This window comes from Limnoraphis robusta CS-951 (assembly GCF_000972705.2).
On record NZ_LATL02000101.1, the window covers coordinates 33,603 to 55,737 of the forward strand.

Sequence of the window (22,135 nt, forward strand, 5' to 3'; positions counted from 1 at the left end):
TCAGCTTTTTCTCTCAATTTGGGTGACTCAGTAAAAGATGTTATGAAATGATTGTTCATTGCATCTTTAAAAACCCAAGTGTGAGGAACTAAGATCACCTGTTGCTTGACTTCTTCTAGAAAATTGTCAATCTTTCTTTCCAATTAACCAATAAGTTTTCATTTTCCCCCGCCCCTTAACCGAAATTTCACCTCGGGCTTCAAAGTAATACTTGTCTTTTAATCGTTGATAAGTTTCTTCTGTGACTTGAATTCGTCCCGGTTCTCCCGATGACTCCATCCGAGATGCAATATTTACCGCATCTCCCCACAAATCATAAATAAACTTTTTAATTCCAATGACACCTGCGACAACGGAACCTGTATTAATTCCTATTCTAATTTTTAAATTTTGGCATTCTTCAAAATCTCCTAAAATAGTCTCGGCTTGAAAGATTGTCATAATATTCTGCATTTCTAACGCCATATCTGCAATAGCTTCTGCATGATTTTCTTGAGGAAGGGGTAAACCTCCAACCACCATATAAGCATCACCAATGGTTTTAATTTTTTCGAGTTGATATTGTTCTGCTAAGTAGTCAAAACTTGAAAAGAGTTTATTGAGTAAACCCACTAATTGTATCGGTGGAACTTTCGCCGATAAAGGGGTAAACCCGACGACATCTGCAAACAAAATGGTTACTTCTTCCATTGCAGAAGCGATGGTTCTTTCTCCTTGTTTGAGTTGATCCGCAATGGCTTTTGGGAGAATATTTAAGAGTAATTGTTCTGAATTTTCCTTTTCTAAGCGCAATTCTGACGTTCGTTCTTCGACTCGATTTTCAAGTTCTTCGTTGGTTTTTGCTAAGGCTGTAAAAGACTCTTGAAGTTGTTGAGTCATCGTATTAAAAGATTGAGCTAATATTCGCAACTCTTTGATATTTTCGGGTTGAACTGATTGATGAAAATCACCCTGAGCAATGGCTTGGCTAGCTTGACTGAGACGATAAATTGGAAAACTAATCAAACGGGCGGTAATTAGTCCTAAAATTGTTGTCAGAATTAGAGCTACAAGACAAAGTAAAAAAGTCGTGCGATTATTGGCATTAATTTCTGCCATAAAATCGTTTTCTGGTACAACTAAAACAATTAACCAATCTAAACCACGACTATCTTTGAACGGTAAAACTTCTATAAATTGACGTTTTCCTTCGAGTTCAAAATCAAGTTGTTGGGGCTGGCGAATCTTTTGCAAATTTCCATAACGCTGCTGTAAATATTTTGCCGTTTCTTTCACTAAGATATCATGACTTTTAGTGGCTTTGAGGCGATCGCCATTAACCCCGGTTAACGGATCATCCGTTGTACTAGAAACGAGTTTACCAGACCGTTCTACAATAAACGCCTCTCCAGAATGACCTAGCTCTAATTTTTGCAGAAATTGACGTAATTCCTCTGATAATAAAACATCAATTCCACAAACTCCCACAAAACTATTGCCATTAATGCTATAAGCAGGTAAACTTGCTGTTATGGTCGGAACTTGACTGGTAAAATCTAAATAAATTTCACTCCAAGTTGCTTGAGCTTCAGCTTTAGCGGCTCGATACCAAGGACGAACACGGGGATCATAAGGGTTAACTTCCCGGATAAAATACATTCGATCCGCCCGCACATCTAAGCGATACCGACGCATACGATAGTCCGTTGAAGCGTTACTAACGGTTAATTCAAAAAAATTGATATCAGAAGTCCGACTCACACCGATAAAATGTCCGGTTTGTTCTTCCCCACAATACACACTATTAACGTAAGGTGCAATTTTAATTTGTTGAAGAAACTGGTTCACCCCTTTACCCGAAATAAAATCAATTTCCCCTCGGGCGATCGCATCTGCATTCAGACGATTAATAGAATGAAGTGTGTTAATATAACTTCCAAGCTGTTGATTAATCCGGGCAGTCAGTTCATTTCGCAGTTGAGACGCTAAATCATTAACGGCTTGTTGGGCGTTGTAATAGGAAAAATACCCCACTAAACCAAAAGTCGTAATAACCTGGGTAATAAACGGAACAATCAAAAAGGTTCGCAGAGAAACATTACCTGCTTTATGCTTCAACCATTGTAAAAGTGCGGAGGGGCTAACCACCATGAATTTACTCAACTGTTCGCAAACCGTACTGTCAAACCTAGCATTACCAGTCTAACTTAATCAGTTGAGAGTTTGATCAATATCACCAACCCTAGTCTGTCGTTGTCAACCTTTTTCCTTCAAGACGCTGACTTCATCCAAGCTAACCTTTATTACTCAGCAGAAACGTACTATTTTAGAAGCGTATAGTCAAGCTGATTTTTTGATCACAGGAGATGCTGATTTATTAACTTTAGGGAATTTTGAGGGTACTGAAATTTTAACTTATAAAGACTTTTTAGAGACAATGTAGACCTGTAGGATAGGTGATATTATGTCCGGTTGATTAATTCTGTTATGGGGTGGGGCGGGTTTATCTCAATCTCGGAGTAGTGCTAAAGATATTGACTGAACCCGCCCCTACAGAATCATTATTGATTAGTCGGACATGATATGACAATCTAATTAAAAACCCGGTAACTCTTACGAAACCGGGTTTTTAGGCTTGATTATCGGACAAAATTTGTGAGTTAAAACTTAGCCAACCAACTCAACCGACCGTTTAACTAACGCCTCTGCGGTAATATTATTAAACGCCATCAACTGACCTGCACTCGCGGTTGTTTCGCCTCGTTTCCAAGCAAAAGTATCTCGTTTTGCGGTACTGCGTAACATAATCGGTTCTAACATCAAACTTGCGCCGCCTGTTACTCCAATTAACGCATCGCCGCCAAACATTTGTTCAAACGCTTCATCGCTGAGAAACTCTCCGTCGGGTTCAGAACAACTCTCCCAAGCGACATCACTCGGACGGTACAAACGACGGGGATTAACCACTGAAACAATCTTAGAACCAATGCCTTGAGATTGCAATTGTTCAGCCGCTTCATAAACCGGAATTAACGTCATGTCGCCAATAACCGCAAACACAACCATTTTTTCGCCGGGTATTTCTTGCAATGTTACCGCCCCATTTTCTAACGCTTGACGAGTTTGTTCAAAGGTTGTACGAATGGGTAAGGGTGACTTACTCGCAGTAATGGTAATGCCCTTATTTTTGGTGGTTAACGCCCAGTCATAACACACCTGAATACTATTGGCATCCGTCGGGAATAGGGCGTATACATTGCCATTCCGCAGCATCGCCGCAAAATAGGCTTCAACTTCCGGGCGTTGGTGTGTCCAACCGTTGCGTCCCTGTTCTAACGCTCCTGCGGTAAATAATGTTATCGTTGAAGGCGTCAGACGGCGTAACTCAGCCATCGCTTGGGTAACGGTTTGCCAAATGGGTAAACCATTGATCGCAAAAGACTCGTAAGAACACCACAGGCTACGCACACCCATTAACGCTAAGGCTGCTGCTAGCCCCGCACAAGCGTCTTCACTCAGGGGTTCGTATACCTGACCGTTAGGCCCCTGAAAGTAGGTTTCATCGGTTGTCGGGTGAACAATTTTCAGGGCAACGTTAATATTATTGATACCGGATGCGGCGTTACCGTCGGCGTTGGTGATGATAAATTTCGGATCATGTTGTCCAACGTAGCCGACTAACTCTCCCATTGCGGTAGTAGCGACTTGTTTATCTCCAGCGACGGCAAATTCTTTCAGGGGAATAGTCCCTAAGTCGGCTAAAGGATATTCAAACTCAGTGACAACGGTTTTAGAAGCTGGCCCACCAGACGCCCGTACTACGTTTGTTCTCACCAGTTCCCACACTTCAGGCGGAAGGGCGCGTTGTTTCAAGGCTTCGATGATATGGGGACTGTCGAGGGTATCTTGAGGATAGAGGTTATGGGACTTAGAACCCCGTGCGTGAACCCCCGCGCCTTTGAGTTGTTTGATAATAAAGATGGTGAGTTTACCGCCCAGCGCCGACTTGGCGGCTTGATCCATTCCCGTTAAAACGGCTTGGGGAAATTCGATCCGTTTTTGGAAGGAAAAAGCCGTACTATCAACATAATCCCCCGGTTGGTTTTGATCATCGAAGTCTTTGGCATCGACTAAAATCACCTCGGCGAAACCGTTGCCTTTCCAGTAGGCGATCATTTCGGCGCTGGTTTTGGTGGAGACCATGCTATGATGCTCCTGGCTGTAGCCATTCCACACCAATACGGGTAAGAAGTTCGTGACTTCTGGGTAAGCGGTGTTAAAGTGGGCAATACTGCTAACGGGGTAAGGTTCACCCATCCCGCCATCTCCCAAGGTGAAGGGAAACAGGGTGTCCCGGTGTAACATCGCGGCAGCCATCGCAAAATGTTGTCCTTGTCCGAGGGGGCCTGCGGGGTTGAGTAAGCCGGGAATGTAGCCGGAAAGGTGGCCAAGGAGTCCGTGCATTTCTCGGAAGCGATCGCGCATTTGTTGGACGGTGAAAATGTCCATGTCTTCTAAAGAGCGATCGATAAACATCGCACTGTAAAATCCGGGTGCATGATGCCCCACTTCCGTCATAATATTTTTATGACCTAACATGACCAAGCTGGCGTAGGCTTCGGCTTGGCTAGCAAAACCGCCTGGATGTCCAGAGGCTTTACTGGCAGTCACTTGTAGGATGAGGTAACGCAGGGCGTCGGCGTATAATAACGTTTGATAGGCGGCGGCGGTATCGCTGGGATCACTGATGGATACACTGCCTTCGGCGATAACAGGGGTTTTCCCGTAGGTGTCAAATTCAGGAAAAGTCTCACTAAAATACTGAACTCCTTCGCAAAACTCCGGTGTAGCTGATGTGGGTTTTGAAGCGGCTACTGTCATGTTTTATACCCTAAAAATTTGACGGTCATTGAATCAATTTAAGGTTTATTTTACAATCGATGGGGACTTAATCCAATTACATCTACTTTGTTCAGGGATAATCTGAGATAATCTTATTAAATCAAATTAAGTTGGAGGATGGCGATCTCTAGTGTTGAGGGTGGATGCGGTTTTCCTGAACTGAGTTAAAGATTCAGCCTGTGACAGCCTTATGAGCTAAGTCAATATTTCTATTTTTGAAGAAAAGGTTATAGTTTTGCAGCGAGTCATTGATTTATGCCTTACAGCCAATTTAGTCTCGAACAAATAAAGTTAAATTTTGGCATAGAAATTCGCGAAAAATTCGGTATCTTTGCCCAGACTTCATCGGTTTATTATAGTCCGTTATTAACTCAAGTATTAGAAAATTATGTTCCTTTAGCACTCGAAATCGATACAGAAAAATCGCGTTCTGAATATATTGTCGCTCCCATTTTATTTGAATTCAAAAGCCAACTCAAAAATAAAATTAGTTTATTTTCGGGTAAAGAATTTACAGTAGATGCAGAAAAAGGGTTAAGTGGGTTTTGTGATTTTTTGATTAGTTATTCTCCGGATCAACTGATGATCGAAGTTCCGATTATTTTAATTGTTGAAGCACAAAATGACAATATCCTATCAGGCTTAGGTCAATGTATGGCGCAAATGTTAGCCGCCCAGCTTTTTAACCAGCGTCATCAGCAGAATATTAAAACCATTTATGGTTGTGTGACAACGGGGACAAACTGGAAATTTCTACAACTCACCGATCAGAGAATAGAAATCGATTTGAATGAATACTTTCTCAGCAATATTGGTCAAGTTTTAGGGATTTTACACTATTTCGTTGAACAAGTTGAGTGAAGGATGAATGATGAATTGTGTTTAAATTAAGTCGAAGCAAATTCTGTCAAACCCCTTTTACTCGGATGATGGAAACCCAACACAATCTGATTTTGAGGGATTCCTTCAGACAGCAAATCATCAACAACACATAAATTTGTTGAATCTTCTTCAACCCAAACCTTGCCATCTTTAATACAAATATAGATGATGATATGTTGTACTAGCTTCTTATCCTCCCATTCCATTGCGAAACCAAAGATATTGATCTCGAATTTCATCAAAAGCAAGGCGATCCCTGACCTCAAATTTTTTGGGAGCCTTGACTTGAGCAACTGTCATCTGATAATATTCAGTTAGGATTTTTTTGATAATCTTGCGATATTTTTCTGGATTTTGCATTGAACGCTCTCCTCGATTAAAGAAGATCAAGCAGCAACCGTTTCTTCAAGTTTGGGAATTTCATAACTCAAGAAATCATAAGCTAAATCTGTATTCGGAAAAATCGATCTGGCTTCTTTTAACAAATCCTCGAGTAAAATCGCATTTCCCGGCGCGTAACGGGGGCTAAAATGCGTCATAATCAACTTTTTGACTCCCCCCATCAACGCCACTTGTGCCGCCATTGTAGAGGTCGAATGCAAGCGTTGAAAAGCCAGTTCTGCATCTTGATGAGCAAAGGTTGCTTCGTGAACTAAAACATCCGCATCTTTCGCCAATTCTACCGCACTGTCACAAAAAACCGTATCGGTACAATAAACAAATTTACGTCCGGGGATCGGTTCACCACAGAGTTGAGAACCGTTAATTTTTCGACCATCAGGTAACGTGACAACTTCTCCCTGTTTGAGTTTGGCATAAATTGGCCCCGGTGGAATGCCTAGCGCGGTTGCTTTCTCCACATTAAACCGTCCGGGTTTATCTTTTTCAGTAATGCGATAACCAAACGCCGTGACTCGATGTTTTAAAGGCTGACAACTAACAATATATTCATCATCTTCATAAACCACTCCAGGCTGAACCGGATGCACTGCAAAGGGATAAGAAATATGAGTCTGTGAGAAACGCAAACAGGCTTGCAGATAGTCTTCCAGTCCCGGTGGCCCGTACAAGTCAATGCGTTTGACATTTCCCGCTAAACCACAACTGGCTAACAGTCCCGCCAACCCAAACACATGATCCCCGTGCATATGCGTCACGAAAATGCGGCTAATTTGGCTAACTTTGAGATCGCTGCGTAGAAATTGATGTTGGGTTCCTTCACCGCAGTCAAACAGCCAGAGTTCCGCCCGTTGCGGTAAACGTAGGGCTATACTCGAAACATTTCGCGATCGCGTTGGTACACCTGAACTCGTTCCTAAAAAAGTAATCTGCAAAATTCGCGCCTCCCGCTATCAAGCCAACTGTAGTACAGATCGAAAGTTGATCCTGTTTAGATTTTACCTTCTACCGTGACTGACAACGGGCGATCGTAACCGTAAAGTGATTTATCTTTAATGCCAGACCTCAAACTGCGATCGCCATATAAAGATTTTATAGCGGTATGGGTGATTGATCGGGTACCCCGCCAAAAACCCGGTTTCTTTAACAATACACCGAAGCCAATTTCAGAAAGCCGTAGAAGAAACCGGGTTTTTTAGTCTCTGCTGTTGTTTTTCGGTTGAGTTAAGTTCGTCGAGGTTGCGATCGCCACTCGGGAAAAAATTCAACTTGATTTTGAACCCGTTCTAACTGAAAATTATCGATTCAATACCGGAGATTAATGTCTTGAGCGGAAACTGTTTGAACCATGACTTTAGACAATGATTTTTAATCCTAATATTAGTATCCAGCTTTTTACTCTTTTCCATTATTCTAGTCTCAATAGCGATCGCCTGACTGCTATTGTCAGCTAATCTACTTGACTGACTATTACCCCAAACTAGAACTAACGATTATAATTTCCTCATTGTAGTGTTTAATCACTGAAGCAAGCAAGGCTCAAAATTTCTCAATCATAAATTGAGCTAATCTATCATATTCATGATCCATTTTTTTCATTAAGTCTGTTTGGTTTCGCGCCCAAGTACCACGACCAACACTCTCACGTGTAGGTTTTCTTTCTGGTAAATATTTTATTGGAACATTTTGAACAATGCTATCAGGAGCCATCACATTCAAGTCTTCAATGCTTGCAACAGGTTCTTGATTTATAAAATTTGGAACAGCAGAATATGTCTCTATATTCTTAAGCATAGGTATCAATTTTTCATTAATAGCGGTTTTCACTTTTTCAAATTGAGCTTGATCTGCTCCCGTTTTCGCAATTTCTTCAGTACCAGTCCTTTTCCGGGTATCAAATCCATTAAAGATCCAACCTCCAAACTTTGGTTGACCTTTTGTCGGTATTACTTTATCATACGAATTGGTTTGAAGATAGCGTAATTTACCTTGTTCCCAATCCTCTATAAAACTAGGCAATACTTGACCAATCAAGCCAACACAATATGCAGAGAAAAGATCAGGTGTACATGGAACAAGAAAGTAGTTTGACGAATAAAGAGCAGCCCGAACAAGAGTATTAAATGATGGAGGTAAATCTATCAGAGCAAAATCATATTTTTTATTAAACTTTCTTTCCACGGCATCAATTAAGCTTGAGGGCATGAGAAAGCGGTATAAACCTGATCCCCCAATTACGTCAGTTCCTACATTAAGAACATCAGAAAACCTATTAAGCCAGAAATCACCAGGTACAATGTCAAGATTTTCATTTCTAGCATTTTTAGGTCGAGTGATATAAGGATCTCCTGGTGCGCTTTGTGTAATGTATGGCAGAGCGAAAGCACGAATTGTTCGACCATAGGGTTGTTCTTCTGAACTTTCTAAATATGATGAGAATTCTTCATCGCCCAATGCAGCAATAGACAGATTACATTGAGGATCAAAATCAATTGCCAATACCTTTTGACCTTGTTCTGCTAACGAGGTTGCTAAATTCCAAATTGTGGTTGTTTTACCAACACCACCTTTGTTATTGAATAATGCAATCACTTTCACCATTTTTCCTTCCTTTTTTCTAAGCCAATGCAGAATTTGTGTCCGTTGGAAAACTGGGCCAGACTGTAACTGCTTCACAGGAGCAGGAAAGTCTGCATACCTTTTTCTCCAATTTCCTACAGCAGCAGAGCTAACACCTGCCAGTTGAGCTATTTCATAGAGTCCAATCAAATCATCATTTTGCATGATTTTTCATAGCAGATTTTGGTGTGAACTTTATTCACAAATCTATTGTGAACGGAATTCACAAACCTGTCAAGTGTTTTCGTGAACTTTATTCACAACCGACTGATTTGCCATAGAATCTTGAAGGTGACTGCAAAAAATTCAAACTGAAAAAGATGGTCATTTCTAACCATTTGACTACAGGTGGAGATTCTTCTCGAAGGGGTTAGAATATTTCAGCGAAGTGTTCGGTAAGATAGGGGTTGCTGTACCCACAGAATACAACTCTCAGATCTTAGATGATGAACTCTGGATTATTTTTGACGGGTCTTGTAATTTATCCCCTGCGACGAATTAAACAATATGGCTGGGTTTCCCTGCTGTTGTGGTTGTTGATGGTTGCACCCGCCCAGGCGGCTGTGTTGTTGCGTGTTGCTGTCACTCAAGAAGCCGATCAGGTGAAAGTCGGGAGTTCAACCCAAGCCGTTGTCCGTAATGCCAATGGTCAAACTTTAGGACAAATTTCTCCCCAAGGGGGGTTAATTGCAAAACCCAACTCAGGAAACATTTCTTTGGGTCAATGGAAAGGAAGTCAACTCTGGATCGAACCCACCGGAAATGGTCATGTTTGGATCGCTGAAGGCTGGTATCGGGGACGGGTGTTATTAGTTCCGCGAAATGGCGGGATCACCGCAGTTAACTATGTCGATCTCGAACAATACCTTTACAGCGTGTTAGGGGCCGAAATGGATGGCGGTTGGCCACTCGAAGCCTTGAAAGCCCAAGCGGTAGCCGCCCGAACCTACGCCCTTTACCAGCGAGAACGCAGTAATGGGGTTTATGATTTAGGGGATGACCAAAGTTCTCAGGTTTATAAAGGGTTAGCAACCGAGTCGGGCGGCACTCAAGCCGCAGTCAGGGCGACAGCCGGACAAGTCTTAACCTATAACGGTCAAATGATTTTAGCAGCCTTTCATTCCTCCTCGGGGGGACATACGGAAAATGTGGAGGATGTTTGGGATGATGCCTTGCCTTATTTGCGGGGCGTACCGGACTATGACAAGGGTTCACCCGTGTTTGAATGGACGAAGACGTTTTCTCAAGCTGAACTGTCTGGGCGCCTTTCTGGAGTGGGTAAAATTGTCTCAATGACACCGGAACGCACAACGGCATTTGGAAGTATTTTGTCAATGAAAGTCGTCGGGGAGGGCGGGACTCGAACGATGACGGGAGAAGCGATCGCCGAAGCTTTAGGACTGAGAAGCACTCGGTTTCGGGTCAACCGCCAACCCAATTCTACAAATTTTACCGTAGTTGGCAGGGGTTTTGGGCATGGTGTAGGCTTGAGTCAATGGGGGGCTTATAATTTGGCAAGAGCCGGATACACCTATTATCAAATTCTCATGCACTATTACCGCAATACGAGTTTGGCAAAAGTTCGAGTCCAATAGTGAACAGATGTTCGGCCTGAGTCTTCTAAAATGGCTGATGTACTGACGTTGACGCTACTTGATCCACAGTATAAAACTCCTCAAAGGCAGTGGAAATTTGAGGATCAATCTGTGATTGAGATCGGACGGGCTTCAGACAATCAAGTTGTGATTGTTGATCCGTTGGTGTCTCGTTATCATTTGCAACTTCGCAAACTGAGTGATGATCCGATCAAATGGATGTTAGTCAATAAAGGAACAAATGGCACCTTTGTCAATGGGGTTTTAACCTCTCAAGCTGTGATCACGGAGGGGACTTTTATTGAGTTAGCCAAGGGCGGGCCTCTGCTACAACTAAATTGGCAAGTTATTCGTCCGGTTTCTATCGCCAATTCTTCCGGCTGTACTCATGCGGGAAATCCACCGAACAATTTATTTTGTATTCACTGTGGTCAACCGACTCATGTTGAGCGAATCATCCGCAATTACCAAGTTCTGCGGACTTTAGGACAGGGCGGAATGGGAACGACGGCGATCGCTTGGAATCCGAAATTGGGCTTGACAGGTTCTAGTAATACCCAAATTCCAACTTTGGTTGTTCTCAAGGAAATGAACGCAGATATGGCACAAATAGCCAAAGCCCAAGAACTGTTTGAACGAGAAGCCCGAACCCTGAAAGCGTTAAATCATGGGGGAGTTCCTCGGTTTTACGATTTTTTTGTGGAAGGGGGGAAGAAATATTTGGCGATGGAAATGATTCATGGTCAAGATTTAGAGAAGATCGTACAGCAGCGCGGGCCTGTTACACCCCAACAGGCGATCCATTGGATGATGCAAACCTGTGAGGTGTTAAGCTATCTTCATGTTCAAGATCCGCCGATCATTCACCGAGATATTAAACCCGCGAATTTGCTTTTGCGAAGTCGAGATCAGCGCATCGTTGTACTTGATTTTGGGGCGGTTAAAGAGATTGGAACTCCTCCCGGAACCCGCATCGGTGCGGAGGGATATAGCGCCCCAGAACAGGACCGAGGACAGCCTCTGACGCTTTCTGATCTCTATGCAGTGGGTTCAACCCTGATTTTTTTGTTAACCGCCGAAAGTCCCCTAAATTTTTATGGCAAACGAGGCAGTAGCTATGGCTTTAATTTGGAAAGCGTTCCCACCATTACCCCTCAACTGCGGATGGTGATTGAAAAAGTCACCGAACATCGACCTCGCGATCGCTATCCTAATGCTCAACACCTCTGTGATGCCCTGCAAGCTTGCCTGAATGGATGAATCAGTCTCAATGCTCGTGATCATTGACGATTTCAAAAGACTTAACGACATCCCAACACCCTGTTAACAATTGGCGATTGATTGATGTTGAGATGCTTTAGATTTAGTCTTCGTCCCAACCTTCTACGGCTAGGAGTTCGCTAATCGGATCTTGCATGGAAAAACCAAACTCTAAAAGTTCTCGTTTCCAATACTCCCACTCTGCGCCATAGAGAAATGCAATCTTCCAAAGGCTATCTGTGGGCTTAATTAGATCAGACTTAACGAGGGAATGCACCTGACGTTGTAGTTTCTCCATCTGGTGTATAACCTGTTGGCTCATAATACCTCTTTAGTTGTTTAAATCTTAGGTTTTTTGTTGTTCTTCCCGATGCTTAAGTGTGAGTGGTTGAGAGTTTACCTACGCATAAATCGTGGATTTTTGGGGGAAGGTGGCTACTAATTTCATACCTTAACATACTTCATTTCAAATTGTGTTATTTTCGGCACAAAAATTAAATTTCCTTAAATTTCTCCGCAACAATTCCATCTCAGCATAGAATTCCTCTGTGATCATTTCAACACTTGAGGTCAGGGATTAGATGAAGTTATCAAACTCTATCTTTGACTTCAGGATTTTCACAGACTCAACCCCCATTTAGGGGATTCAGCTTCTGGTTTCATCCGCCAATGCCAGCCTGTGGTCTCAGGCAGATTTATACGGATGCTATGTTAGCTTGCCCTTTGGATCGGTGCTTTCAGGTTCGGAAGGCTGGTTCCGAAAACATCAGCATCGAATTTTTGCTGTTGGCAGAGCCGTATCTTTCTAGAAATTCTGAGACTTCTAGCATCCAAAACGGGCGATACTTTACAGAGTTCTCTGCCTCGCTCTCATCCCAATCCCCTCTAGATTCGGGGGGATTCTTGCTCGGTTTTTAATAGTTACTCACCCATTGGGCTTTCTTCAAAATCCAACTCAAGACTGTCTCTTGAGTAACCAGAATATCAGCCGTTCCCTTCATTCCTGAATAGATCCTGTATCGATGATCGCCTTTCACCAAATCAGCTCCTTCGGGTTGAATGAGAACTTCGTAATACGCTTTGGACGTTTGACGAGCAGAGGCTTGAGGGGTAGTGCCGTTGAGGGAGATTCGTTTTACCCTTCCTTTTAGAATACCATATTCTCGAAAAGGATAAACAGCAATTTGCAAATTAACCTGTTGATTAATTTCGATGCGGGAAATATCCTGCTCCGCTACCCAAGCTGTAAACACTAGAGGAACTCGAGTCGGAACCATCTGAGCAATAATTGCATCTGACTCCACAATTTGACCAGGGTTAGGGAGATCAAGTTGAATAATCGTCCCTGCTATCGGGGCGCGGATCGCCTCATGTCCGATTAGACTTGTCACCTGTTCTAGCTGTCTTTGAGACTGAACAAACTGTTTTTCGATCTCCCATCGTTGTTTGAGAAGTGTTCGTCGTTCTTGAGCGAAGCCTTGAGCGACTTCTGGAGATGATTTGGTTAACTCAATCACCGCCGACTCTACCGACACATCATCCAGCTTTTGACGCGAGGCGCGAGAAACTTTAGATTTTAACGTCGTCAAAATTTGTTCATCGAGGTTGCTCACATATTGTTCGACTTGATTGAGTTCTCGTTGAAATTGAGAGACTCGATCTTGGAGATTCAGCTTTTGCTTTAACAGCAGAGACTGATCCACATAAGCAATCACTTCTCCCTGTTCTATCGGTTGATTTTCCTGCGCCACAATGCGCTCTACAATTCCGCTCGTGGCTGATCGAACCAGTTCAATATCCCCTCCCGGTTGGGCGATGACAGGCACTCTAACAGTGGGAGTATAGCGAATAATACCTGCCAACACAACTACAACACCAAAAGTTCCTAATAGTATTATCCCTCCCCAATGAGTCCAGGGACTAATCGGAGGTAAGAAGTCATCACTATCAAAGGGTTGAAGTTCCATCGGGTGTTAGTTGGAAGCCATAGTGCGGGGGTTTTATCCAATCCCTAAGATTGAGGTTGCCCATCTGTGAACTTTTGTTCAAAATTCATCTTTTCTCTGGCAGGAGACCCCCGTTATAATCTTCGATTTAACGGGAGAGGAATGCCAGTCCTTTATGTAGGTTTACAACTAGGTGACTTGAATAGCGAAGTAAACAAGTATTTTTGTCGCTTACTCCTTGTTTTAGTCTCTTTTTCTTCGGAAAAAACTGATACAAATCGTTGGCACTGATATAACCCTTGAGGGTAGAACGCTTAGTTTTGTATTCAACGTAGTCCCCGTTTTTGAAAGAATGCGTTCCATCAAACCCACCATAAGTATCACGGACTCCACCTTTTTGAACAGTTAAGTCGTGCATTTTACGGGGTCTTGAAGGAAGACGTTCTACGATGCCAAAGGTAAAAGGCGTCACCTGAATTACCCCCTTCCATTGGTATCCGGTCTGAAAACCAGTCGTATTAGGTGTGTATCGGATGAAGTGTCTAGATGCTAGAGCTATGGCATCCGATACATGAGCATTGGGGGTCTGTTCGGCTTTGTTTTTTGACTTAGGAAGTTTCAACCACTCCCTTGTCCCTGATGTCTCCCATCCCTTCACTAATGCAACTGGAAAATATTTTCCTAGTTCTTTAATTAGGAATGTTTGACCTTGTGCTGCGACTGTAAAGCCCGGACTATCAGACTTATTAAGTCGTTCTATGTATGCGTGGGCAATGGGATACAATTGCCGCAATTCGTCTACAACTCTCAGTTCCAGTTGCTTGTTAGCTCGAATACTGGGAGGTAATTTAGATTGCCGACGATTATCAAACCGCTTTTGTCTGTGGTTGCGTTTTTTGAATAGCAGGCTTCTTTTAATCCGTCGCCCACGTCGAGTTCTTCGTAAAACTCTCCTTTCCTCTAGACGTTTTTGAACCCGCTTTTTGGGTAAGTTCAAGTTTAATCCAATCAATGTGTCTCGTTTGGACTGAACGGCTACACCTGTGAAACACGAACCTGGGTCAATACCAAGACTAATATCTTGGGTTTCTCTCCCTGTCGGTTCTTCTAGTAACTGAACGCAGAATACCTGTAAGTCGTTCTGTACTACTTTTGCCTTGCCATCTCTAACCCAACGCCTTGCCCTAGATGCTTTGGTAGGCATCACTGGTGAGCCATCGGGATTGAGAACGGGTACACGTTTGTTAAACATTGGAGATAATCCAGTTAACTGTACTTGTTGGATTCCCAACTACACCTCGCCCATTCTTTGCCGCGATTCCCAACAACTGGTTGGGTCAAACAGGGAGTCCTTGCGCTCTGTGGTACAAGGAAGTGTGTAACGTCAAAGAACTCGGTGGGCTATTCAGCTTGCTTACCGCTTGGAGTCCAGTGTTTCTCCGCAAGCTCCCGTTATAATCTTCGATTTAACGGGAGAAGCTGACTATTCTGACAAATCTTAACGCGAATTTGAGCAATCCTACTAGAAATCTCGGAATTTACCTGTTAACATAGTCGCAACTTCTCAGACCTGCGTCAATCTGGGGATCAACCTCCGGGGGTTTGCAGTCTGAGTCGAGTTCAATAAAAGCACAGTCTATCCGTTGTTTCGAGGACATTGATTATGGCTGAAAACAAAACTAAACAACTGTTTACTGACCTCTCTAAAGAAGAATCTTCCAGCATCAATGGCGGTAATCGCTATTGTTACTACGATTCCTACCAGCCATCAAGCTACTATTACAAAAAAGCCTCCTACGACTATCACTACGCCTCCGCTTACCATAGCGGATCTGCCCGTTATTGCTACTAATTTCCTGTGAGATGCTGTATACTGTAGCACTCTAGTTTTGATACTTAGTCCTGCCAATACACCCGTCCAGTTGCGGGTGTTTTTTACGTGATATCAGTATTAAAATGAAATATCCCGTTGTCTTACAACACAGTGAAGAAGATTGCGGTGCCGCTTGTCTGGCTTCTGTCGCCCAATATTATGGACGCACATTCACCCTTCCCCATTTACGAGAAGCATCCGGCACAAACCAACAAGGAACCACTCTACTGGGACTCCAACAAGGTGCCGTTGCCGTTGGGTTTAACGCTCGACCTGTCCGCGCTGCTGCTAATATTTTAGACGAAATTGATCAAGTTCCTCTGCCATTAATTATACATTGGAAAGGCTATCATTGGGTTGTTTTGTACGGCTACCAACGCCAAAAATATATTATTGCTGATCCGGCTGTGGGAATTCTTCAGCTTTCCAAAGAAGAATTAACCGCAGGATGGAATGACTGGGTTTGTTTATTAATTGAACCGGATCAAGAACGATTTTTTCTCCAAACTAGCGATCAAGTCACCCATTTATGGCGCTGGATAAAACGCAGTTGGATTTATCGTCAAATTTTAACAGAAGTTTTGGCGATTAATATTGTTCTCGGTTTACTCTCTCTCGGTTCTCCTTTTTTAATTCAAATTATTACCGATGAAGTTTTGGTGAGGGAAGATCTGCAACTTCTACAATCTATTATAATTGCCGTCGTGATGATCAACCTATTTAGTAGCGCTTTGGGCTTAGTACAATCTAACCTGATTGTTCACTTTGCTAAACGTTTAGAACTGGGGTTGGTGATGGAATTTGGGCGAAAAATGTTGCATCTTCCCCTCAGTTACTACGAAACCCATCGTGGCGGTGATATTGTTAGTCGTCTCAAAGATATTCAAGAACTCAATCAATTTATCTCCCAATTTATTGTCAGTTTACCCAGTCAGCTTTTAGTGGCAATTATTTCTCTAATGGTCATGCTAATTTATAGCGTCCCTCTGACAATTCTAGCGATGATCATCGGAGGATTAATGGTTTTATCGACTCTCGTGTTACTGCCAACGCTTCGACAAAAAACTCGCAATTTATTTGCAGTAGAAGCCGAAACTCAAGGCGTTTTAGTCGAAACCTTTAAAGGATCTCTCACCCTCAAAACCACAAACAGCACGGCGCAATTTTGGGAAGAGTTACAAACTCGTTTCGGACGACAAGCTAACCTCGCCTTTCGCACCACTCAAATCGGCATTCTCAATGAGATGTTTTCCGGGTTCGTCAGTGGAGTCGGTGGTGTCGCTTTGCTGGGGTTTGGAAGTCGTATTGTGATGACAAATACCCTCAGTATTGGTCAACTTTTAGCCTTTTTAACCTTGCAACGCAACGTCACTCTTTTTGTCAACTCTATCGTTCGGTTTACCGATGATCTGACTCGGGTGCAAACGGTTACACAACGGTTAGCGGATGTGATTGATGCCCCTTCCGAAAGCCTGGAAACCGACAAAAAACCCTCTGCTTATATTCCCCCAAATGCGGACATTACTTGTCATAATATCACCTTTCATTACGGCGGACAAGTCAATTTACTCGATAAATTTTCAGTCGTCTTTCCCGGCGGTAAAACCATTGCTTTAATAGGACGTTCAGGTTGCGGAAAAAGTACCCTAGCCAAACTGATTGCAGGTTTATATCCCCTACAATCGGGTAATATTAGATTAGGCATCTACAATCAACAAGATTTATCCCTCGACTGTCTGCGTCAACAAGTGGTTTTAGTTCCTCAAGATGCTCATTTTTGGAGTCGTTCGATTATCGAAAATTTCCAGTTAGGACACCCCGGAATTCCTTTTGAAGCCATTGTACAAGCCTGTCAAATTGCGGGTGCTGATGAATTTATTAGTCAACTTCCCGAAAAATATCAAACCGTTTTAGGCGAATTTGGGGCGAGTATTTCCGGCGGACAACGCCAAAGATTAGCCATAGCGAGGGCTATTGTAACAAATCCTTCTATCTTAATTTTAGACGAATCAACCGCTAGTTTAGACCCTCTGAGTGAAAGCGAAATTCTCTATCGACTCCTGCAACAACGACAAGGAAAAACAACCATTTTAATTAGCCATAGACCCCGAGTTATTAATCAAGCAGACTGGATTATTCTATTAGATGAAGGTCAACTCAAACTTCAGGGAGAATTATCAAAATTACAATCCTTACCCGGTGAACATCTGCCTTTTTTAACCCCTTAAAAGATGACCTCTCCCTAACCCCTTTCTCACCCCCCTTTCTAAGGGGGGCAGGGGGGATTGGCGAGGGGAGTAATAGAATAAAGGTGATAAAAACAACGCTCGAGACGCTCGACACAAAGAGGTAATTTTAGTGTTTTTTAGGTGAGTTGAAGTTATAAAAACCACAAAGGCACAAAGACACAAAGAGGTCATTTTAGTGTTTTTTTAGGTGAGTTGAAGCCATAAAAACCACAAAGACACAAAGAGGTCATTTTAGTGTTTTTTTAGGTGAGTTGAAGTTATAAAAACCACAAAGACACCAAGACACAAAGAGGTAATTTTAGTGTTTTTTTAGGTGAGTTTTCCCCTGAATAATTATTCCCCCTCGCCTTCATTGAGAGGGGGTTAGGGGGAGAGGTCAAACCCAAAACTGCATAACTCAACACCCCTCAGACATAAGTGATAATGAACTTGGCGTGACTATCTACCCGATGAAGCGAACACCCCTCAAACCCTTTCTTTGGCTAACTGTTGTTATTGGATGTTCTGGACTATTAACGGCAATACCTCCTGTTATCGGACAGACAAATTCTGCTGTCGTTCAACAGTCTGATGAACTCGAAGAAGCAAAACGACTCGAACAACAGGTTATTCAACTCTATCAACAAGGCAAATATAACGAAGCAATACCCATAGCAGAAAGGGTTCTAGAAATACAAGAGAGAATTTTAGGAGAAAATAACCCCGATGTCGCCACCAGCCTCAACAACTTGGCAGAACTTTACCGTTCCCAAGGACGCTACGATGAAGCTGAACCCCTCTACCAACGTTCCTTAGCTTTACTTGAGAAAGCCTTGGGAGAAAACCATCCCAATGTTGCTACCAGCCTCAACAACTTGGCAGGACTCTACTCCTCCCAAGGACGCTACGATGAAGCTGAACCCCTCTACCAACGTTCCTTAGCTATCCGTGAGAAAGCTTTGGGAGAAAACCATCCCGATGTCGCCACCAGCCTCAACAACTTGGCATATCTCTACCGTTCTCAAGGACGCTACGATAAAGCCGAACCCCTTTATCAACGTTCCTTAGCTATCTATGAAAAAGCGCTATCGACAGAACATCCCCTTGTCGCTACCAGCCTCAACAACTTGGCATTACTCTACGAGTCCCAAGGACGCTACAATGAAGCCGAACCCCTCTACCAACGTTCCTTAGCTATCGACGAAAAAGCCTTGGGAACTGAACATCCCTCTGTTGCTACCAGCCTCAACAACTTGGCATCACTCTACCAGTCTCAAGGACGCTACGCTGAAGCGGAACCTCTTTACAAACGTTCTTTATCTATCTGGGAGAAAGCCTTGGGAAGCGAACATCCCTCTGTTGCACTTAGCCTCAACAACTTGGCAGATCTCTACCGTTCCCAAGGACTCTACAACCAAGCAGAACCCCTCTACCAACGTTCTTTAGCTATCCGTGAGAAAGTCTTGGGAACTGAACATCCCGATGTCGCCACCAGCCTCAACAACTTGGCAGAACTTTACCGTTCCCAAGGACGCTACACAGAAGCAGAACCCCTCTTGCAAGGTTCCTTAGCTATACTTGAGAAAGCCTTGAAAGAAAACCATCCCAATGTTGCTACCAGCCTCAACAACTTGGCAGAACTTTACCATTCCCAAGGACGCTACGCAGAAGCAGAACCTCTTTATCAACGTTCCTTAGCTATCTATGAAAAAGCGCTATCGACAGAACATCCCCTTGTCGCCACCAGCCTCAACAACTTGGCAGGACTCTACCGTTCTCAAGGACGCTACGCTGAAGCCGAACCCCTTTATCAACGTTCCTTAGCTATCCGTGAGAAAGTCTTAGGACTAGAACATCCCGATGTCGCCAATAGCCTCAACAACTTGGCATCACTCTACGAGTCTCAAGGACGCTACGACCAAGCCGAACCCCTCTACCAACGTTCCTTAGCTATACTTGAGAAAGCCTTGGGAATTGAACACCCCAATGTTGCTACCAGCCTCAACAACTTGGCATCACTCTACGAGTCTCAAGGACGCTACAACCAAGCCGAACCCCTCTACCAACGTTCCTTAGCTATCCGTGAGAAAGCCTTGGGAAAAGAACATCCCGATGTCGCCAATAGCCTCAACAACTTGGCATCACTCTACCGTTCTCAAGGACGTTACAATGATGCCGAACCCCTCTACCAACGTTCCTTAGCTATCTATGAAAAAGCGCTATCGACTGAACATCCCCTTGTCGCTACCAGCCTCAATAACTTGGCATTACTCTACGACTCCCAAGGACGCTACAATGATGCTGAACCTCTTTACAAACGTTCTTTATCTATCCGTGAGAAAGCTTTGGGAGAAAACCATCCCGATGTCGCACTCAGCCTCAACAACTTGGCATCACTCTACGAGTCTCAAGGACGCTTCAATGAAGCTGAACCCCTCTACCAACGTTCTTTAGCTATACTTGAGAAAGCGCTATCGACAGAACATCCCGATGTCGCTACCAGCCTCAACAACTTGGCAGGACTCTACTCCTCCCAAGGACGCTACAATGAAGCTGAACCTCTTTATCAACGTTCTTTAGCTATCCGTGAAAAAGTCTTGGGAGAAAACCATCCCGATGTCGCACTCAGCCTCAATAACTTGGCATCATTTTATTTATCTCAAGGCGATACAACCCAAGCCATTAACTTCTTGAGTCGAGGACTAGATGTAGAAGAACAAAACCTGAATGTTCTCCTCGCAACGGGTTCGGAACGTCAGAAACAAGACTCGATGAAAACAGTTTATAACGCAACGAATTTTGCTGTTTATCTGCATATTAAAGATGTACCAAATAACTTAGAAGCCTCTCGTTTAGCTTTAACAACTATTCTCCGTCGCAAAGGTCGTATTCTAGATGTAATGACCAATGACTTACAACTGTTACGAGAAAATATTACTCCAGAAAATCAACAACTCTTAGATGAATTAGCAACGGTTAGAACTCAACTCGCGACTTTGATTTATAATAAGCCTGAAAATATCCCCGATGAACAATACCGTCAACAGGTTGCCAATTTAAGAGAGAAATCAGAACAACTCGAAGCTGAACTTTCTCGTCGTAGTGCAGAATTTAGAACCTTTTCTCAAGCTGTTACCATTGAAGCGGTACAACAGTTAATTCCCGAAGATGCAGCGTTAGTTGAATTTGTATTCTATCAACCGTTTGATGCTAAAGCTACGCCCGGAAATAGACAGGGAAAACCTCATTATGCGGCTTATATTCTTAAATCTTCTGGTGAACCGCAATGGGTTGATTTAGGTGAAGCTGAACCCATTCACAGAGCGGCTTTCTTTCGCTTCAATTTAGACCTGAAAGATTCAAAAGATACTGGAAATTCGGATAAGGTTAAACAAAGCGGACGAAAAGTTGATGAACGGTTAATGCAATCAATTCGCAAAAAGTTGGGTGATGTTAATCATATTATTATATCACCGGATGCTCAGTTAAACTTAATCCCTTTTGCGGCGTTGGTTGATGAAAATAATCGCTATTTGATAGAAACTTATAAAATTACTTATCTAACAACTGGACGAGATTTAATTCGTTTACAACTTAAACATTCTCACAAACAACCGCCTGTTATTGTTGCTAACCCGGACTATGATAAACCCGGCGAACCGACAACGGTTGCTGTTTCAAATACTCGCGGAATTAATCAACTTTCCAGAGGGGTTGAGATGAGTTTTGGGGCGTTACCGGGAACGGCGGAAGAAGCAAATATCATTGCACCTTTATTGTCTGATGTGACGTTATTGACTCAATCTCAAGCAACAGAAAATGCGGTAAAACAGTTAGACGCACCGAAAATTATACATATTGCAACTCACGGTTTTTTTCTGCCAAATCTTCCCCGAGTTGAACCGGATAATACTTTTGGGTTTATCTCAGAAAACACTCAACAAAATACCCCTATTCAAGAAAATCCGTTAATTCGTTCCGGCTTGGCGTTGGCGGGTTTTAATCCCCGTGAAAGCGGTTCGGATGATGGGGTGTTAACTGCGTTGGAAGTGGCAAATTTAAAGCTAAGAGGGACTAAATTGGTGGTGTTATCGGCTTGTGAAACGGGGTTAGGAGAGATTGAAAATGGTGAAGGGGTTTATGGTTTACGTCGGGCGTTTACGTTGGCGGGTTCGGAAAGTCAATTAATGAGTTTATGGAAAGTAAATGATGAAGGAACGAAGGAATTAATGATTAAATATTATCAACGGTTGTTGCAAAATCAAGGGCGTTCGGATGCGTGGCGTCAAACCCAGTTGGAAATGTTAAATTCTCAACAGTATCAGCACCCCTATTTTTGGGCGGCGTTTGTTCCCGTTGGAGATTGGACGCCGATGGAACGTTAATTGTGTAGGGGGGGTTCTTCCACAATGTATGTTTATGATCAATAATTGATATAAAATTGTTTTTGAA

The 22,135-nt window shown here is 43.1% G+C and carries 15 protein-coding genes; 6 read left to right on the forward strand and 9 right to left on the reverse strand.

What is annotated here, in order from left to right; translation table 11 throughout:
- Nucleotides 1-126 precede the first annotated feature (126 nt).
- On the reverse strand, nucleotides 127-2,130 hold the full coding sequence (locus tag WN50_RS09255; RefSeq protein ID WP_046281088.1) for an adenylate/guanylate cyclase domain-containing protein: 2,004 nt from the start codon (nucleotides 2,128-2,130) through the stop codon (nucleotides 127-129).
- A 516-nt stretch (nucleotides 2,131-2,646) separates the two neighbouring features.
- Nucleotides 2,647-4,860: a phosphoketolase family protein gene (locus tag WN50_RS09260; RefSeq protein WP_049558853.1), complete on the reverse strand. Its 2,214-nt coding sequence runs from the start codon at nucleotides 4,858-4,860 to the stop codon at nucleotides 2,647-2,649.
- A gap of 276 nt (nucleotides 4,861-5,136) precedes the next feature.
- Here WN50_RS09260 and WN50_RS09265 point away from each other — a divergent pair, with 276 nt between their 5' ends.
- Entirely contained in the window at nucleotides 5,137-5,742 is a 606-nt protein-coding gene (locus WN50_RS09265; protein WP_046278274.1) for a hypothetical protein, read from the forward strand.
- Nucleotides 5,743-5,768: 26 nt separating this feature from the next.
- Here WN50_RS09265 and WN50_RS35935 read toward each other — a convergent pair whose 3' ends face one another.
- From WN50_RS35935 to WN50_RS09280, 4 genes are all read right to left on the reverse strand, one after another.
- Nucleotides 5,769-5,969 (reverse strand): element excision factor XisI family protein, encoded by a 201-nt coding sequence (locus WN50_RS35935; RefSeq protein ID WP_235440889.1) that lies wholly within the window; start codon nucleotides 5,967-5,969, stop codon nucleotides 5,769-5,771.
- On the reverse strand, nucleotides 5,953-6,123 hold the full coding sequence (locus WN50_RS35940; RefSeq protein ID WP_235440890.1) for an element excision factor XisI family protein: 171 nt from the start codon (nucleotides 6,121-6,123) through the stop codon (nucleotides 5,953-5,955). Before WN50_RS35940 ends, WN50_RS35935 begins: the two co-directional genes overlap by 17 nt.
- Before the next feature lie 26 nt (nucleotides 6,124-6,149).
- A complete protein-coding gene (locus tag WN50_RS09275; RefSeq protein WP_046278273.1) occupies nucleotides 6,150-7,097 on the reverse strand; it encodes a ribonuclease Z in 948 nt (315 codons plus the stop codon).
- Nucleotides 7,098-7,701: 604 nt separating this feature from the next.
- A complete protein-coding gene (locus WN50_RS09280) occupies nucleotides 7,702-8,946 on the reverse strand; it encodes an AAA family ATPase (RefSeq protein WP_082172391.1) in 1,245 nt (414 codons plus the stop codon).
- Between the two features lie 281 nt (nucleotides 8,947-9,227).
- On the opposite strand from WN50_RS09280, the gene WN50_RS09285 reads away from it, so the two are divergent.
- Both WN50_RS09285 and WN50_RS09290 read left to right on the forward strand, forming a co-directional pair.
- Nucleotides 9,228-10,376 carry a SpoIID/LytB domain-containing protein gene (locus WN50_RS09285; RefSeq protein ID WP_046278272.1) on the forward strand — a complete coding sequence of 383 codons (1,149 nt, stop codon included), beginning with the start codon at nucleotides 9,228-9,230 and terminating at the stop codon, nucleotides 10,374-10,376.
- Nucleotides 10,377-10,406: 30 nt separating this feature from the next.
- Complete coding sequence (locus tag WN50_RS09290; RefSeq protein WP_046278271.1) at nucleotides 10,407-11,636, forward strand: protein kinase domain-containing protein; 1,230 nt, start codon at nucleotides 10,407-10,409, stop codon at nucleotides 11,634-11,636.
- Between the two features lie 103 nt (nucleotides 11,637-11,739).
- On the opposite strand, the gene WN50_RS09295 is transcribed toward WN50_RS09290, so the two are convergent.
- The 3 genes from WN50_RS09295 to WN50_RS09305 all read right to left on the reverse strand — a co-directional run bounded on the left by WN50_RS09295 (nucleotide 11,740) and on the right by WN50_RS09305 (nucleotide 14,834).
- Complete coding sequence (locus WN50_RS09295; RefSeq protein ID WP_046278270.1) at nucleotides 11,740-11,958, reverse strand: DUF4327 family protein; 219 nt, start codon at nucleotides 11,956-11,958, stop codon at nucleotides 11,740-11,742.
- Nucleotides 11,959-12,550: 592 nt separating this feature from the next.
- The gene (locus WN50_RS09300; protein ID WP_049558856.1) at nucleotides 12,551-13,603 is read right to left on the reverse strand and encodes an HlyD family secretion protein; all 1,053 of its coding nucleotides are present in this window, start codon (nucleotides 13,601-13,603) and stop codon (nucleotides 12,551-12,553) included.
- A gap of 127 nt (nucleotides 13,604-13,730) precedes the next feature.
- Nucleotides 13,731-14,834 (reverse strand): RRXRR domain-containing protein, encoded by a 1,104-nt coding sequence (locus tag WN50_RS09305; RefSeq protein WP_046278269.1) that lies wholly within the window; start codon nucleotides 14,832-14,834, stop codon nucleotides 13,731-13,733.
- A gap of 411 nt (nucleotides 14,835-15,245) precedes the next feature.
- On the opposite strand from WN50_RS09305, the gene WN50_RS33890 reads away from it, so the two are divergent.
- From WN50_RS33890 to WN50_RS09315, 3 genes are all read left to right on the forward strand, one after another.
- Nucleotides 15,246-15,434, forward strand: coding sequence for a hypothetical protein (locus WN50_RS33890; RefSeq protein ID WP_152964755.1), 189 nt, complete (start codon nucleotides 15,246-15,248; stop codon nucleotides 15,432-15,434).
- A gap of 104 nt (nucleotides 15,435-15,538) precedes the next feature.
- Entirely contained in the window at nucleotides 15,539-17,683 is a 2,145-nt protein-coding gene (locus WN50_RS09310; protein WP_046278268.1) for a peptidase domain-containing ABC transporter, read from the forward strand.
- A gap of 470 nt (nucleotides 17,684-18,153) precedes the next feature.
- Nucleotides 18,154-22,068, forward strand: a complete 3,915-nt coding sequence (locus tag WN50_RS09315) for a tetratricopeptide repeat protein (protein WP_082172392.1) — start codon at nucleotides 18,154-18,156, stop codon at nucleotides 22,066-22,068.
- The last annotated feature ends 67 nt before the right edge of the window (nucleotides 22,069-22,135 follow it).

Coding starts and splice junctions, on each gene's coding strand:
- WN50_RS09290 (WP_046278271.1), top strand. CDS start 10,407: ATGGCTGATGTACTGACGTTGACGCTACTTGATCCACAGTATAAAACT.
- WN50_RS09305 (WP_046278269.1), bottom strand. CDS start 14,834: ATGTTTAACAAACGTGTACCCGTTCTCAATCCCGATGGCTCACCAGTG.
- WN50_RS09265 (WP_046278274.1), top strand. CDS start 5,137: ATGCCTTACAGCCAATTTAGTCTCGAACAAATAAAGTTAAATTTTGGC.
- WN50_RS09310 (WP_046278268.1), top strand. CDS start 15,539: ATGAAATATCCCGTTGTCTTACAACACAGTGAAGAAGATTGCGGTGCC.
- WN50_RS09300 (WP_049558856.1), bottom strand. CDS start 13,603: ATGGAACTTCAACCCTTTGATAGTGATGACTTCTTACCTCCGATTAGT.
- WN50_RS35935 (WP_235440889.1), bottom strand. CDS start 5,969: ATGGAATGGGAGGATAAGAAGCTAGTACAACATATCATCATCTATATT.
- WN50_RS09280 (WP_082172391.1), bottom strand. CDS start 8,946: ATGCAAAATGATGATTTGATTGGACTCTATGAAATAGCTCAACTGGCA.
- WN50_RS09315 (WP_082172392.1), top strand. CDS start 18,154: ATGAAGCGAACACCCCTCAAACCCTTTCTTTGGCTAACTGTTGTTATT.
- WN50_RS35940 (WP_235440890.1), bottom strand. CDS start 6,123: ATGCAAAATCCAGAAAAATATCGCAAGATTATCAAAAAAATCCTAACT.
- WN50_RS33890 (WP_152964755.1), top strand. CDS start 15,246: ATGGCTGAAAACAAAACTAAACAACTGTTTACTGACCTCTCTAAAGAA.
- WN50_RS09295 (WP_046278270.1), bottom strand. CDS start 11,958: ATGAGCCAACAGGTTATACACCAGATGGAGAAACTACAACGTCAGGTG.
- WN50_RS09260 (WP_049558853.1), bottom strand. CDS start 4,860: ATGACAGTAGCCGCTTCAAAACCCACATCAGCTACACCGGAGTTTTGC.
- WN50_RS09255 (WP_046281088.1), bottom strand. CDS start 2,130: ATGGTGGTTAGCCCCTCCGCACTTTTACAATGGTTGAAGCATAAAGCA.
- WN50_RS09285 (WP_046278272.1), top strand. CDS start 9,228: ATGAACTCTGGATTATTTTTGACGGGTCTTGTAATTTATCCCCTGCGA.